The following is a 14,394-nucleotide window of genomic DNA, read 5'->3' as shown; positions in this document are numbered from 1 at the left end:
GCCGCAGATGATAGGGATGCTTCAACAATGGAGGCGATTGCCGTCGAAAGACCGCCCAGCGGACTTGGGTTCACCGCCGCTTGCCCGCACATTTTGCCGGGGCATCCGGGTCGCCGGTGCCATGTCCAGGCTCCGCCCAAAGCCCGGCGCGTTCCGGTCCCGGGACGTTTCGTGGCCCGGATGTCCCACCCCCTCATGGCGACACGGGCCGGCAGCAATGTCGGCTCAAGACCGAATGGCCATCAACGAGCCAACCCGCCAACATCCGCACCAACGACGCAAGCGGCGACAAGCAGCGGAAGCAAACGCAAGAGCTGCCACCGTCACCGGTGACCGGACGCCGGGTCAGGGTTGCGGGCGTACGAAGATCCCGTCCTGCCGCGACGCCCTTGGCGACGCCGAGAGATCGAAGAATATCCCGACGGGCGAAGTTCCCGCGCGTCTCGCCTCACCCTCGACTGTGACCACGCCGATCGCTTGCGAACCCCCGACGAACCTGCTCGGACGAGAGCCGGCCGTCGCGGCCATATAGCTCCGGGTTTCACCGGGGAGCGAGCGCCCGCCGCTCAGATATTCGGCATAGCGCCCCGGCCCCGCATTGTAGGCGCCGAAGAGGCCCGGGTAGCCGAACTGGTCGTACATGAGCCGTAGGTAAGCAGTCCCTGCGAGAATGTTGTCTCGCGGCTCGTGGGGATCGGCGCCGAGCCCCAGCTTCGCGCGCATGTCCGCCCAGGTTCGCGGCATGAGCTGCATGAGGCCCATCGCGCCGGCCGAACTGACGATGGGGCGTCCCCCGAGCCGCGTTCGCCCAGCGCTCTCCGTCTTCATGACGCGCTCGATCCACGCGACGGGCACGCCGAAGCGGTTCGATGCCTCCTCGATGAAGGGCCGCCACCGGGCGACCTCATCGGCGCGTATCGGTGCGGGCGTGCCCACTCCAAGGGCGACTGCGAGGACAACTCTCGCCAGTCTCACGATCGCCACAGCAGACTCGCCTCGCCCAGGACGCAAGCGCTCTCGATCACCCCGAAATAGCGGCCGTCGAAGGAATCGGGAGCGTCGCCCAGGAGGAATACTCGGCTCGCCGACAGTCGCTCGCAGCCCTGCCATTTCGGCAAGAGACGTCTCGCACCGTCCCACTGCCGTCGCATTGCGACGGTCCTACCGTTCACGGTGACCTGCGCGCCCATCCCACAAACAAGGTCGCCGGAGACGCCCGCGACGCGCTTGATAACGGGTACACTGGCAGGGACATACCGCCGCTCGGCCGCAAGCGACCGCACCCGTGGGGGCAGACGGGCCGCGACCAGATCACCGCGCTCGATCGCAGCGCTGCCTCCCAGGCTATACAGTCCCGTCGGCACACTGGCCGTCACGTTCCACAGGAGGACCGGTGACGGGCGCGCCGCGGGCGGAACCGCGAGGAATGCGAAGGCGAGCGCACTCGCCGCCAGAATCCCCGATCGGACTTCCGAGCCCGCTCGCGCCATAGAACGCATCTCTTCAGGCATGGAAGGGTCTCCCGCTCGTGCTCTCGGACCAGCGGATGAGATCGTCGACGTGATACCAGACGTAGCGGGAATGGCGGCGGAACCGTGGCCCTTGTCCGCGGCTGCGCATGCGCTCGAGATGGCGATGCGAGAGGCGCAGGAATTCGGCGGCCTGCTGCGAGTTGAGGAAGGGATTTGCGCGCCTTGCACGCGTGGCCCGCGCCATTTCGTCATCGATCACAAACGCCTCCTGCATCCAGGCCGCGTCCCGAAATCAGGATACGCCATCGGTCGAAGCCGCTCGGCACCCGGCGCTATCGGCCGGAGTCGAGATGAGGTTCTATTGGGCTATGAGAACGGGAGCTGTGCAATTCCCCCTTAAGGGGGAGTATCACCGCAAAGGACTTCGCGGGCGCTGATGAGCCCGTAGCTTGCCACGGCGGCCGAGAGCTGAGACCGTCTGGTCACACCGAAGCGACTTCTGGCATCGTTGATGTATTGGGTCACGGTTTCCTCGGCAATGCCGAGGATGATCGCGATCTCGGCGTCGGTCTTGCCCTGCGCCATCAGCAGCACGCACTGCAACTGGCGTGGGGCCAGATGCGGGACGTCGAGGACCGTGGGATGGAGGATGTCGAACAGGCGAGTAAAGGCATGACGCGCGATCATCTCAGCGGCGGGCAAGGCGATCGTCGGCAGGGGCTCGCCGGTTGCGCAAACGAAGGAGCAGCTCGCCTGGCGATCGCCATGGGCATAGAGGCTTACAGTGAAGCCCTCGCCGAGCCCGGCCGCCTGCGCGCGCGCCAGAACGTCGACTTCCTTGCGCGACAAGGTGAGGCGCGCGGGCAATTCACTCCAGACAAATGTCCCAGGACGAAGTCCTGCGAGGCGGCGCACCGGGTCATGTCGATAGTGCCCCGATGACGTGTATTCGTCGACCCAAGTCCGGGGGTAGTTTTCGAGCAACAGGAAGCGGTTTGGCAGATTGGCCGGGTCGGTATGATGCGCTAGCGCGAAATATCGAAAGCCAGCTTCTTGCGTGAATTGTTCGAGAAGGTCCGATACCTCCTCTATTGTTCTGGCTCGATCGATCTCACCGATGCGCTCGGTGAAATCAGTCAGACCCACCGCTCTCATGAGCAGATGCCATCACGATAGGGCATGTGCGATTCCCGATTATAAATATATTCGAAATATACTCAGCGGCATTGCCGTACCAAGCCTCTTTCACCGACGAGACATCAAGAATCGGCTCGATATTCGATGAATCGACTCGCGATGTCTTCGCACTCCTCGAGTTCACCCTATCCTGAAGCAAGCCTGGAGATCGTGCTCAAGGCCACCACTGCGTCTCGACGCACCCTAGCGAAAGCGGCATAGGACAAGCGTGCGCCAAGCAGCAGGACGATCTGGCGCGCGCGACGAAGATCCTCATGGAGGAGTTCGACAAGGCGATCGCGCTCGGGACCTCGGCGTGGAAGCGCAGCGGCAAGATCTTCAAAATTATCTTGTTCGGCTCCTACGCACGCAGCGACTGGGTTGACGACCCGGTCGGCGGCTATCATTCCGATTTCGACCTGCTGGTCGTGGTCAGCCATGAGAAGCTGACCGACATCGCGGAATACTGGTACATCGCCGAGGACCGCATGCTGCGGGACGAGAGCATCGGCCGCCAGGTCAACATCATCGTCCACGACCTCACCGACGTGAACAATGCGCTCCAACGCGGCGAGTATTTCTGGGCCGACATCGTGCGCGATGGGATCACGCTTTACGAGTTGCCCGGCCACCCGTTGGCGGCAGCGAAGCCGCTATCATAGTTTTACGCCGTGCAGATGGCTGAGCGATATTACTCGGACGGCTTGGAGAAAGTCGACCGGGCATTGCGCGGTGCGAAATTCTACATGTCCGATGGCTCACCAAACGATGCAGCCTTCACTTTGCATCAGGCCGCTGAACGCGCCTACGCTTGCTTCCTGCTCACATCGACGTTCTACTTCCCAAAAGCTCACAATATCAAATTCTTGAGATCTCTATCCGAAGGTAAGGAGCCCAAGCTGGCTGAGGCATGGTCGCAGTCGACAAAGCTTGATCGCCGGCGCTTCGAACTGCTGAAGCGGGCGTACGTGGATGCGAGATACTCGCCGAACTACCACGTCACGATCGAGGACCTGCACTCCATGTACGCGTCCGTAAAAAGGCTTCGAGATCTCGTGGAGCGTGCTGGCAACGCGAGGATAGCGGACCTAGCACGTTAGTCAGTTGATGCTCAGCCATGCGGCGTGACGCTGGCTTTGTTCGCATGCCGGCCCAGCCAAAAAGCTTGCACACCGGAGATCGAGCACTAGCCTTATTCAAGGTTTCACATACAACCTTTATCATCGATCTTGCTACGACCTTCTTGTGAAAGCTTTCGAAGGCGACGACAGGATCTCCATAACGCTGTCATGGCACAGCTCGCGCGCCTGCCCGCACCGCCTGATGCCACTACGGCGTGGTGCCCCTCTCACCGCAGGAAGAGGCGGCGCCACCCGGCAATCATGAAGCTTCTATATTCTGCGCACTCGGCATAGCGGGCCCCGTTCCGGACAAGCTTAAACATCACGCCCCAAAGGTCCCGTTAGTCAGTCGCTACCTCAAATCGATAACGGGCGGCGGCCGTCTCCCCCAACTTTAAAGGCAGCACAAGCCTCCGCAGCGACAACGCCGCACCTCGTCCTGTCGCCAGCGAGGGTCATCCGACCGCGCCTGCGCCCACGTTTTAACCTGTGTTATTAAGGCCGCCAAAGTTCGGCGACACGGTGCGTGCGGTCGTCGCTAGACCCGACCAATCGGGCGGCCCCGCGGCGGCCGGACCCCTTGCCCCTCGCTGTTGCCCACCATGTGCAGCGAGGGGATTTTGCCGATTGATCGTCGCGGAGAATGTCGCCCGTCTTCTCGCCGCGAACCTGGCCCAGAATGAGGACGTAGAGCCTGCCAATGAACTTTCACAATCCAGTGGCGCGAGCGTTCGAAATCGCAAGAATGGGTACGTGCAACGACGTCGCACAGATACGCGCTCAGCTGAAACGCGAGGGGTATGAACGGATCGACGACCACCTCGACAGCCGAAGCCTGCGGCGACAGCTTCTCGCGTCGATCAAAGAGCGCATCGTGGGTTCGGGCCGCAATTCCGTGGACTGACTTGTGTTGAATGTTGTGCTGGGGCGCTCCAGCCCAGTATCAAAAAAATCGATCGCCGTTTCCACCGAGGCGGCGATCACCTCTATCGCGCTGCGACAACCGCCGCTATCCGCAGAATGGTTTCAAGCGGAGGGCCTATGGCCGGTCTCGACGTGCCCGATTTTGACCTTTCGACATTGACTACAGATCAGCATGGCATGCTCGAAATTCTCGGCAAACCTCGCATCCTGGCTTATCGCACGCTTCAATTTCGGCTCGAACCGGCAAAGTACGAGGGGGTGGTAAGTATCGCGCGGGCCCGGGAGGTCGAGCACGCCTGCCCCGTTGTCACCATCCTGGGCCGCGATCGCGTCATACTGCCGAATGGCGACATGCTGAGCTACGCCGATCTCGATTACTAGGTCATGCTGGCAGCTAGACCGCTTTCTTCAATTGGGCGGGCTGCTTTCCGTCGGGAAGTATGCGGCGAAGATGATCGTGGACCAGACTGGCGTCGAATGGTTTTCCAATGAAAATCGCTCTATCGGGCAGGTCTCCGGGCTCCGGCCTGAGCCCGCCGCTGGCCACGACGATTTCGATATGGCTCCATCGCTCGCTCACTAGCCTTGCCAAGGCAAAGCCGTCCAAAACGCCCGGCATTTCCACGTCGGTGAACAATAATGTCACATTGCTGGCTACGTCGTTCAGCAGCTCTGCTGCGGCATCCCCCGTGGACGCCTCGTAGAAGCGGAAGCCCGCCTCTTCGAGGATGTCACAGGCGTGCATGAGCACCATGACATTGTCATCGACTACAAGGGCATAGGGCGAGGTTGATTCAGACATCCTGCAAATAAGCGCCGTTACCGCTCATTGGTTTCCAGATGCCATGCTAACCGATCCTAGGTTTCGCCCGGCGCGGATCTGACCTATCAGTCGTTGCGCAAAAGCAGCCGTTCAAGAGCGGCCCTGACGTCGTCTTCACCGAAAGGCTTGGCAACGACTGGGGCGCTCGAGTACCGCTCGGGCAAAGCTTGCCGGTCAAAACCTGTGGCGAGGAGCCAGGGTATGCGGCGCCGATCAAGCTCGTCAGCCAAAAGGTCAGCACTCTCCTCGCCCAACCGATAGTCTAGGATTGCGGCATCCACATTCCGCGTTTCGAGCAAGGCGAGCGCTGCGTTCCGATCGGCGGCGGGTCCGACGGGGGAATATCCCGCCTCCGATACAATCGTTTCCAAAACCATGGCGATAAGTGGCTCGTCCTCGACCAGGAGGATCCGCTTGACGGGGCTGTCCATCTTTTTCACTCACGCTGCGACCGAGTCTTTGAATGCGCGGGTCATGCCCCGCCAGAGGGCATTGATCTGTAGCTTATGTTACGGAGCCTCCAATTTGTGCAGAGGCGCATCCTGACGCGGGGCGCCCGCCTGATGGCGTTGGGCGGAGATTGCCGAGGCAACCGATGCCGCATCTTCGGCGTAGACACCCCATGCCAAGGTTCTTTTTTACGTCGAGCACGAATTCCAAGATTGTCCGGGACGAAGAGGGCGCGGACTACCCCAATCAGTGTGCTGCTCTGCATTCCGCGCGCCTGGGCCTTCGCGAAATGCTCAGCATAGCGATCCTGGACGGTCGCTTCGATCCCGATGCCTACGTCACCGTTGAGGATCGAGAGGGTAACATTCTTGAGACGGTGCGGGTCTAAGATGCGGTTCCGGACGGCCTGCCTGTTTCCGAGGCTCAATGCAGGCCATTCCAATCGAAATGACGTTCAAGAGGCCCCGAGCCCCAAGGGTCGAACCTCGCGATCAACCTTTGATACGCCGGCGTCACAATGTCGGGCCTGGCCGGAGTCAATTCAGTTTTGAAACTCTGCTCGTAGCGTCGTCCTCATGCATGTGGATGCCCCCCGTTTCGTCGAACGCTGCCCGAGACTGCCCGGCCCGCTGGACGAGCAGCTTGCCATAGCCCTGGCTGATATCGCGCAAACCGCGTTTGGTTCGGCATTGCGGTGCCTGTTCGATGACCATGGCGAGACCGTGAATGATCCCTTCCAGCACGGCATCGGGGCTGCGTCCGTGAGAGTGAAACAGCGCCCGCTTCAACCATGCGGGTAATTTGGGCTGCAGCAAGCGCCCGCAATCTCTTCATCGATTTTGGATTTTCCATGGTGTTTCTCAGTTGGCAGGGTTGGACCTGCGAAGGCGCATCATCTCGAGAAGGTCGATCGCCTGCCGGTCGCCTGCGTCCTTCAGCATTTCGGCGGCGCTGCGCACGATCTTAGCGTGCTCCTCCGCGCGCAGACGAACGTCGCGCTTGGTCTTCAGGCTGTCATCGCCTGCGATGAGCATCGCCTGGGCCATGCAAAGAATGTTCTCGAGCTCGGCATAGTCGAGTGTCGCCTCGCCGGGCGACACGTCGCGCTAGCCCAGCGAAAAGAAGGCGGACTGGATCACCGTCTGAGCGCGCATGTAGCGTTTGGTGAATTCGTCGGCATCGTCCGGGATGGAGCTGAACAACTCCATCGGCACCTCAAGATCCTTTGTCATGTTTCCATCTCCGAAGCTGGCATTGAGGCAATCCGCTCAGGTTTCAACGTCGAGAAAGTCGGCGGGCCTTTTCGCTAGGCCCAGCGCTAATTCGGCCTAGCGACCGTGGGGCGCCGACCCTCCCCCCTAAGTAATCCATGGGGCGGTATCATGGTCGCAGGGTATCCACGAATGCAACGCGCGTGCGCACTTGGCGCACGATGCTGTTGTAGGCCGCGTGCCCCCCCGGCTGCGACCGATGTCGTGATCCGACTCGGCAGCTTCCCAGAAGGCGACAAGGCATTCATCCGGGCAACGGCCGCGCAGCACGCAGAGCGAGAGCGCCACACCGCGCGTTTGGACTTTTTGCCTGTCGGCGGTCGCTTCTCACAGGACATTGAATCCGCGCTGGATCATCCCGCTGACGCGCGCCTTGGCATCTATGGAAGTCATGACTGCGAATGCGTACGATCTCATCGTGCTCGCCTGGCGGCCCTAATAGGGGTGAAGCCAGCGTGCGGCCACGCGGGAGGCTTGGATCGCGCGGGTCAAAACCGGTGCTATGCGTCGCGTCGTCGCCGCGGCCCGGCTGAACCGAAAATCCGCGCGCCCGAGCGAGCGCGGCATGGCGTCATGATCGACGATCCAGTCGCAGATGACGTGCGGGACCTCGCCTTTGCGTTGCAGCCGCCACGCATGGCGATCATGGAGGCGGACATGATCTGGCGCCGATAAGGCTCGAACTTCTTGGGCCAGAGTACTCTGTAGCAGGCAACGCCGGCGAACGCGTTCTCCAACCTCAAAGCAAGCATCCGTCCGAAAACCAAGCGGGGTAGGTCGTGCCCTTGCTTTTTTGATCGAGAACGACGCCCCTTGGCGGAGCCCAAAAAAGCACCGAGCCCCCCCCCGTAGCAGTACGGAGATTGGGCGCCCGGCTCTACCCAAGCGCCCAGTCCATTCTTGAGGTGCGCGAGCTAAGCGCTCGCCCGATAGACTTCAACGGGCGAGCCATCGCCTTCGCGATGCCTTTAACCAACTAGTTTCGATATCCCCGCCGCCCTCGTTGGAAGCCGAGTTCGCGGCCGCCAGCGTCTCGCTGGTACCCATTCGCCAAACGATCCCCTTGCGCTTTTTCAGCAAAAAGAAGGGCAGTATGGCAGCAGCTGCGAAAGGCCTCGGACGATGACGACAGCCGTGTTCCCAGGGAATAGGGCCAACCGAGATTTTCGAGCCGCCCCCTCTGCCTCCGACTTGTGCCCCAACCGCAGGATCGACTCTGCCGGTATAGTTAGTCGCCTCGTCAACAAGACCAGCCTGTCAAACGGATATCATCGCAGCCCTCCATTTTCAGCTTACCATGGGCATTTTCGGCGCAACGAAACGGCGCGTTGCGCTGACTGGTCTGCCAACCGGGACCAAGCCATCCAAGCCTGGCGATGCACGCGTACTTGGCAAGCGTGATCCGGTTGCCTGGATTTTCACTGTTGCCAATACCACCGCGGCAAGCCTGCCATCACCCACTTAGCTGATCCGGTTATCGGCCGACAAGAAAACCTTCGTCCAAGGGCTTGGCCGCTTAGACGAGCAGGCCGCGATCGTCGTCGACTGGGCCCGACGGCGAACAGGCCCGCGCTCGCAACTGTGTAAAACGGGCTTGAAGGGTTGCAGAGGCCGCCGCCTAAGCGTTGTACAGACTGGCGCCGACGAGAAAGACGGCGACTGACACGATGGCGATGCGCAGGATCATTCGCCGGCCTAGGACTATAAAACAGATAGGGGGAAGCGGTTATTGGCTATCGTCCCCTGATGGTACGACTTCGCGGAGAATAAGTCGATCAGCGCCTCTAGATGGTCGCATCCCTCCAACGATAAGGTGCCGAGTGGGGGAAAGCGTGAGAACGTGCAGGCAAGCACTCGGCGTCCGTGCGGCCTTCCCCCCTGGCGCATCAATTTGGGAACGATGTCGGAAACGGCCCTTCGCCGCGGGGACGCACTGCCGAACGGTGAGCAGCGCGTCAGGACTGACATGGGGCGGAGAATGACGAGCGGCGATGCCAGCGCCAGGACCAAGACTTGGGATAGCGGACGGGGCGGCGGGGCCGCGTTCCGGGGCTAGCTTGCGCAAAGCTTGCGCGACCAAATGGAACAGGCTCGCGGCCAAGTCCGTTATGGTGGCAAGCCGGGCATATGTCGGCATCACACAGCCGGCTTTACCAGCCTGGTTTTGCCGGCACACATATCGAGAGACAAAGCCATGTCCCTAGAAGGCAAATCCATCGCGATACTGGTCGCGCCGCGCGGGACCGAGGAACCGGAGTTCGTCGAGCCCAAGTGCGCTGCCGAACAGGCAGGCGCCGAGGTCACGGTCATCAGCCTGAAAAGCGGCAAGGCCAAGACCAACAATAAAGACCTTGATCCCGGCGGCGAATATCCGATCGACACGACCTTCGCAGAGGTTTCCGCAAACGCGTTTGACGGCCTCATCATCCCGGGCGGCTGCGTGGGCGCAGACAAGCTTCGCGCAGACAAGGACGCGGTTGCTTTCGTCAAGGCGTTCTTCGATCAGGAGAAGCCGGTCGCTGCGATCTGTCACGCACCCTGGCTGCTGGTCGAGGCGAATGTCGTCGCAGGGCGGCGCCTGACCTCTTTCTCGAGCATCCGTACGGATATCGAGAATGCGGGGGGCAGCTGGGTGGATGAAGAGGTTATCGTCGACGAGGCGCTGATCACGAGCCGTACGCCAGACGATCTGCCGGCCTTTTGCGCGAAACTGGTCGAAGGGTTTGCTAAGGGTCGGGCTGGCGAGACCCAAGCAGCGAAGCGGGATGGCAGCGCCTGATACGCCTATGCTGCAGACATGGCTGAGGCCAAGCCATGCCATGGCGCGATCGTCGGCGCGCGTTGCGTTTGAACGTCTGGCAGCCGAGCAAAGCGCTGCGCGCCGGCCGGGTTTCAGCAGACCTGATGCCTGTCCAGCAGGCCCGATCAACCGGGATAGCAGCCTTGCTACCCCTGCGCCTGGCCTGAGGCGGAGGGAAAGATGTCCAAACCAGGGGCTTGGCCATGTCGTAAGTCCATTTTCCGCTTTTACCAACCTGCTGCCTCGACGGCTCTCGACCAAAATCGTCTCAGCCAAAATCGGCTTGGCCAAAATAGGCTTGGCCGAAGCGACGGTCCATGCCGGAGGCCGCGGGACAGCACTTCACATGATCAGCAAGTCTTTATGTCTTCAACGCCAGCCAATCGCTCGGCAGCTTTGCTGGCACCCAACGATCCAGGCCTTGTGATCGAACAGCTAGCTCGCCGTGCGAATTCTCTCCGTCAACCATTTGATTGCATTACCTTTTGGCTGGCGAGGCTGCGTCAGAGCGCGCACCTCGGAAGGAATTGCAAGGACGTCGAATGGTTTTGAAATCAGCCCGGCTATGTTCTCCGCCTGGAAGAGTGCAACATACTCTTTTCCAAGGCTCGCCGTGATCATCACGGTCACAAGATCGCAGCATGATGGGAGCCGCCGCAGCGCCTTGTGCAACTCAATTCCGGTCATGCCTGGCAAGCGGTAATCCAGCAGCGCGACATCAAAGGCGAGCTGCCTTTCTGCAATGTCCGCCAGCGCAGCTTCTCCTGAATGGTAGGCTGTCAGGCTGATCTCGCTGTCGAGATGAAGCGCTAGGGTGAGCACTTCGCGAATGTCATCATCGTCTTCGACCAGAAGGACGTTGATAGCCACTGCATGCTCCCTTCTTGATCACATCACGGGCGGAAGAAAACCTTCACACACTGTTTAAAAAACGGATGTGACCCCGACGTTTTCAAGACAGCGAACGGCAATTGCGCCATTTTGGTTGGAATTGTTCAGGCGCAATCCGATGGCCGTGCCATCACAGGAAGGCTTCCAAGCGCGCTTGAAGTCATTGGGCTTGCCATCCTCGCGCCCAGCGAAACTGAAAGGGATAGCGCTTACGCCACTCATATCATCAAGCCCGCGGTAGCCTTGGCGCTGGCTACGACACCCGGAATGCCCGCGCCGGGGTGAGTCCCCGCGCCTACAACATAAAGGTTTTGATAGTGATCGTCGCGGTTGTGCGCCCGCAGCCACGCGCTCTGCGTCAGGATCGGCTCGAGGCTAAACGCGCTTCCCAGATGGGCACCGAGATCGTCCGTGAAGTCCTGCGGTGTATAGTGAAAACAGACCTCAAGGCGCTCGTCGATGTCCGGGATAAGAAGGTCGCGCACACGGCGCATGACTATATCGCGGTAACGAGACGCTTCCTGTTCCCAATCGACGGCGGCCTTGCCCAGGTGCGGTACCGGAGCCAGCGCGTAGAACGTGGACCTTCCCGGCGGCGCGGCATGATCGTCGTTTGCACTGGGATGATGCAGATAGATCGATGGATCGTTGGGCAGCACCCCACGGTCGTAGATGTCGTCGAGAAGGGGCCGATAACGATCCGAGAAAAGGATCGAGTGATGCGCGATGCCAGGAAATTTTCCTTCAAGCCCAAAATGCACGACGAATAGGCTGGGCGAAAAACGCTTACGCTCAAGGCGCCGCGCTTTTTGGGCGGCATAGGCGGAATCTTCCAGCATCTTGTAGGTGGATACGATGTCCGCATTGCTCGCGATAGCATCGCCTTCGAGATGCACACCCGACCGGGTGACGAGCCCGGTAACGCGCGTGCCGGAGTGGCGGATGGTCTTGACCGCTTCGTTGAGGAGCAGCGTTCCGCCAAGGCGTTCGAACAGGCTCACCATGGCTTCGACTAGGGCATGGGTTCCCCCATCGGCGAACCAGACGCCGCCGCTTTTCTCGAGGTGATGGATGAGCGCGTAGATGCCACTGGTTTTCATGGGATTGCCGCCCACGAGCAGTGTGTGAAACGACAGCGCCTGGCGCAGCCGCTCATTTTTCACGAACCCGGCTACGATCGAATAGACCGACCGCCACGCCTGGCGGCGCGCCAGTGCCGGCGCAGCCTTCAGCATGCTGGTGAAGTGCAGAAAGGGCACGGAGCCGAGCTTGACGTAGCCTTCTTCGTAGACCGCGCGGGAATAGGTAAGGAAGCGCTTGTATCCTTCTAGATCGCCTGGAGCGAAGCGGGCGATTTCAGCCTCGAGCCTCTCCCCCCAACCCGAGTAATCAAGTTGCGCGCCGTCGTTCCAAATCAACCGATAAAACGGATCGACTGGCTTTAGCACAATATCGTCGGCCATCCGCCTGCCAGACAACCCCCAAAGCTCTTCAAGGCAGGCAGGATCGGTTATCACGGTTGGTCCCGCATCGAAGCGGTAGCCATCGCAATTCCACACATAGGCGCGGCCGCCTGGCCGATCACGTGCTTCCACGATTGTAGTTGCAATGCCAGCGCTTTGGAGTCGGATGGCGAGCGCCAGTCCGCCAAATCCTGATCCGATCACGATCGCCGATCTGATTTCGGGCATGTATCGACGTCGCCTAAATTGGAGGGTGCCTTATCGAAAATGGCAATCCTGCCGCGCCAGACAACCTGTCCCAAGGGGAGAATGGCAATCGCCCCTATTCTAGATAGATTAGCCTGAGTGAAGGATGATTCTGAAAGCGCAGCACAGGCTCATATAACCGGCGAACGGCGTCTGCTACTCGCCAGCCCTCGCGGCTTCTGCGCGGGGGTCGAGCGCGCCATCGAAACGGTCGAACAGGCGCTGGCTCGCCACGGAACACCCGTCTACGTGCGGCGCGCCATCGTGCATAACCGATCTGTCGTCCGGTCGCTAGAGGATCAGGGCGCCATATTCGTGCAAGAGATCGATGAGATCCCCAAGGGGGCGATCGCAATCCTTTCTGCGCATGGTAGTGCTAAGACGGTGAAAAGGGTCGCGCGCAAGCGTGAATTGCGCGTCGTCGACGCGATATGCCCGCTCGTGGCCAAGGTTCATGCCGAAGTCGAAGGGTGGTTCCGTCAGGGGCGGCATGTCCTTCTCATCGGCCATGTCGGACATCCAGAAATCGTTGGCACTTTGGGTCAGGTGCCAGCCGGCGCGATCTCGGTTTTGTCCCAAGCCGCCGATCTCGACGGCCTGGGCTTACCCACCAATACTGCAGTGGCCTACGCCGTACAGACGACATTCGCCGCGCGCGAGGCGGACGATGTGATAGCGGCGATCAAAACCCAGTTCGCCGATTGCGTCGGGCCGCGGTCCAGCGACATTTGCTATGCTACGACCAATCGGCAAGCCGCGATCGAGGCGATTGCGCCGGGCTGCGATTTGGTAATCGTCGTTGGCGATGCGATGTCCTCGAACGGACATCGACTCGTTGAAGTATCTCGCGCCGCTGGCTGCGCGCAAGTCCAGCTCGTTTCGGACCCTAAGGATATTGCCGAAGAGATCTTGCTACACGCCAGAACGATCGGCCTGACCGCGGCGGCCTCCACGCCGGAGTCGGCGATCTCGCTCGTTATCGATCATCTTCAAAAACACGGATTTGAGCCGCGCGAGGTCCCAGGTCTGCAGGAAACGGTTCGCTTCAAGCCGGTGGCTCTTGAATGGCTCGACGGTATCTCTCCCTCCGCATCGATGGACGAGCGCGCAACCCGACTTCGCCGCGATGTCGATACGCTACTGGATGCGGCCATCGGCAATGCTCCGGGGCGTAGTGATCGCCTTGCCGAGGCCTTGCGCTACGCCTGCATCGGCGTCGGGAAGCGCTTTCGCACAATGTTGGTTGCTGCGGTCGCCGAACTCGTCGGCGGATCCTATAGGCAGGCCTTGCGCATCGGCGCGGCTATCGAATGCGTCCATGCCCAATCCCTCATTCACGATGACTTGCCTTGTATGGATGACGATGACCTCAGACGCGGCCGTCCGACGCTCCATCGCAAGTTCGATGAAGCCACGGCCGTGCTTGCGGGAGAAGCCTTGCTGGCGCTTGCCTTCGAGATCCTTGCCGATCCGCGCACCCACCCTGACGGGGCCAGGCGTGCCAAGCTTGTCCTGTCGCTGAGCCGGGCGGTCGGCCAGGACGGTCTCGCCGGCGGTCAGATGATGGACCTGTTTCCGCCCACCCAGCCCTCGCGCGACTATGTCCTGGCTTGCGAGGCGCGCAAGACCGGCGCTGTCAATCGGCGCGCAAACGGGGACCGGGATCGGCGTGCAATAGGGGACCAGGGTTTGATGCGCGCTTACGCCGTGGCGGGATGGCGGAGGGCGTAGCCCGGAGGCATCCCGCCACGGCGTAA

Annotated in this window: 18 protein-coding genes; 7 read left to right on the top strand and 11 right to left on the bottom strand. The window is 60.9% G+C overall.

Going from position 1 to position 14,394, the window contains the following annotated elements:
- Window positions 1–345: 345 nt before the first annotated feature.
- From OLX23_RS17335 to OLX23_RS17320, 4 genes are all read right to left on the bottom strand, one after another.
- Entirely contained in the window at window positions 346–936 is a 591-nt protein-coding gene (locus OLX23_RS17335) for a lytic transglycosylase domain-containing protein (RefSeq protein ID WP_264446291.1), read from the bottom strand.
- 35 nt (window positions 937–971) lie between these two features.
- Window positions 972–1,511, bottom strand: coding sequence for a S26 family signal peptidase (locus OLX23_RS17330; protein ID WP_264446290.1), 540 nt, complete (start codon window positions 1,509–1,511; stop codon window positions 972–974).
- The gene (locus tag OLX23_RS17325; RefSeq protein ID WP_264446289.1) at window positions 1,504–1,731 is read right to left on the bottom strand and encodes a helix-turn-helix domain-containing protein; all 228 of its coding nucleotides are present in this window, start codon (window positions 1,729–1,731) and stop codon (window positions 1,504–1,506) included. The genes OLX23_RS17330 and OLX23_RS17325 overlap by 8 nt, the downstream gene beginning before the upstream one ends.
- A gap of 137 nt (window positions 1,732–1,868) precedes the next feature.
- Window positions 1,869–2,618: a LuxR family transcriptional regulator gene (locus OLX23_RS17320; RefSeq protein ID WP_264446288.1), complete on the bottom strand. Its 750-nt coding sequence runs from the start codon at window positions 2,616–2,618 to the stop codon at window positions 1,869–1,871.
- A gap of 305 nt (window positions 2,619–2,923) precedes the next feature.
- Between OLX23_RS17320 and OLX23_RS17315 the strand changes: the two genes are divergently transcribed.
- The 4 genes from OLX23_RS17315 (at window position 2,924) to OLX23_RS17300 (ending at window position 5,074) form a co-directional block, all read left to right on the top strand.
- Entirely contained in the window at window positions 2,924–3,310 is a 387-nt protein-coding gene (locus OLX23_RS17315; protein ID WP_264446287.1) for a nucleotidyltransferase domain-containing protein, read from the top strand.
- Between the two features lie 15 nt (window positions 3,311–3,325).
- Window positions 3,326–3,748, top strand: a complete 423-nt coding sequence (locus OLX23_RS17310; RefSeq protein ID WP_264446286.1) for a HEPN domain-containing protein — start codon at window positions 3,326–3,328, stop codon at window positions 3,746–3,748.
- 721 nt (window positions 3,749–4,469) lie between these two features.
- Window positions 4,470–4,673, top strand: a complete 204-nt coding sequence (locus OLX23_RS17305; protein ID WP_264446285.1) for a hypothetical protein — start codon at window positions 4,470–4,472, stop codon at window positions 4,671–4,673.
- Between the two features lie 137 nt (window positions 4,674–4,810).
- Entirely contained in the window at window positions 4,811–5,074 is a 264-nt protein-coding gene (locus tag OLX23_RS17300; RefSeq protein ID WP_264446284.1) for a hypothetical protein, read from the top strand.
- Between the two features lie 13 nt (window positions 5,075–5,087).
- Here OLX23_RS17300 and OLX23_RS17295 read toward each other — a convergent pair whose 3' ends face one another.
- Window positions 5,088–5,495, bottom strand: coding sequence for a response regulator (locus tag OLX23_RS17295; RefSeq protein ID WP_264446283.1), 408 nt, complete (start codon window positions 5,493–5,495; stop codon window positions 5,088–5,090).
- An 86-nt stretch (window positions 5,496–5,581) separates the two neighbouring features.
- Complete coding sequence (locus OLX23_RS17290) at window positions 5,582–5,947, bottom strand: response regulator (protein ID WP_264446282.1); 366 nt, start codon at window positions 5,945–5,947, stop codon at window positions 5,582–5,584.
- Between the two features lie 164 nt (window positions 5,948–6,111).
- Here OLX23_RS17290 and OLX23_RS25830 point away from each other — a divergent pair, with 164 nt between their 5' ends.
- On the top strand, window positions 6,112–6,354 hold the full coding sequence (locus OLX23_RS25830) for a DUF6894 family protein (RefSeq protein WP_413629908.1): 243 nt from the start codon (window positions 6,112–6,114) through the stop codon (window positions 6,352–6,354).
- Between the two features lie 148 nt (window positions 6,355–6,502).
- On the opposite strand, the gene OLX23_RS17285 is transcribed toward OLX23_RS25830, so the two are convergent.
- Genes OLX23_RS17285 through OLX23_RS17275 form a run of 3 tightly spaced genes read right to left on the bottom strand, consistent with a single transcriptional unit; the run spans window position 6,503 to window position 7,198 of the window.
- Window positions 6,503–6,781 (bottom strand): hypothetical protein, encoded by a 279-nt coding sequence (locus OLX23_RS17285; protein WP_264446281.1) that lies wholly within the window; start codon window positions 6,779–6,781, stop codon window positions 6,503–6,505.
- A gap of 45 nt (window positions 6,782–6,826) precedes the next feature.
- A complete protein-coding gene (locus OLX23_RS17280; protein ID WP_264446280.1) occupies window positions 6,827–7,066 on the bottom strand; it encodes a hypothetical protein in 240 nt (79 codons plus the stop codon).
- Window positions 7,067–7,072: 6 nt separating this feature from the next.
- Entirely contained in the window at window positions 7,073–7,198 is a 126-nt protein-coding gene (locus tag OLX23_RS17275) for a hypothetical protein (protein WP_264446279.1), read from the bottom strand.
- Window positions 7,199–9,431: 2,233 nt separating this feature from the next.
- Between OLX23_RS17275 and OLX23_RS17270 the strand changes: the two genes are divergently transcribed.
- Entirely contained in the window at window positions 9,432–10,016 is a 585-nt protein-coding gene (locus OLX23_RS17270; protein ID WP_264446278.1) for a type 1 glutamine amidotransferase domain-containing protein, read from the top strand.
- A 456-nt stretch (window positions 10,017–10,472) separates the two neighbouring features.
- Here OLX23_RS17270 and OLX23_RS17265 read toward each other — a convergent pair whose 3' ends face one another.
- Both OLX23_RS17265 and OLX23_RS17260 read right to left on the bottom strand, forming a co-directional pair.
- The gene (locus tag OLX23_RS17265) at window positions 10,473–10,907 is read right to left on the bottom strand and encodes a response regulator (RefSeq protein WP_264446277.1); all 435 of its coding nucleotides are present in this window, start codon (window positions 10,905–10,907) and stop codon (window positions 10,473–10,475) included.
- A 239-nt stretch (window positions 10,908–11,146) separates the two neighbouring features.
- Window positions 11,147–12,619 (bottom strand): phytoene desaturase, encoded by a 1,473-nt coding sequence (locus OLX23_RS17260; protein WP_264446276.1) that lies wholly within the window; start codon window positions 12,617–12,619, stop codon window positions 11,147–11,149.
- 117 nt (window positions 12,620–12,736) lie between these two features.
- Between OLX23_RS17260 and ispH the strand changes: the two genes are divergently transcribed.
- Window positions 12,737–14,368 (top strand): 4-hydroxy-3-methylbut-2-enyl diphosphate reductase, encoded by a 1,632-nt coding sequence (gene ispH / locus OLX23_RS17255; RefSeq protein ID WP_264446275.1) that lies wholly within the window; start codon window positions 12,737–12,739, stop codon window positions 14,366–14,368.
- Window positions 14,369–14,394 lie beyond the last annotated feature (26 nt).

It is taken from the genome of Novosphingobium sp. JCM 18896, assembly GCF_025938095.1.
GTDB lineage: Bacteria > Pseudomonadota > Alphaproteobacteria > Sphingomonadales > Sphingomonadaceae > Novosphingobium.
Note: the sequence above shows the minus strand (reverse complement) of the source record. Positions and strands in the feature narration are given on the sequence as shown.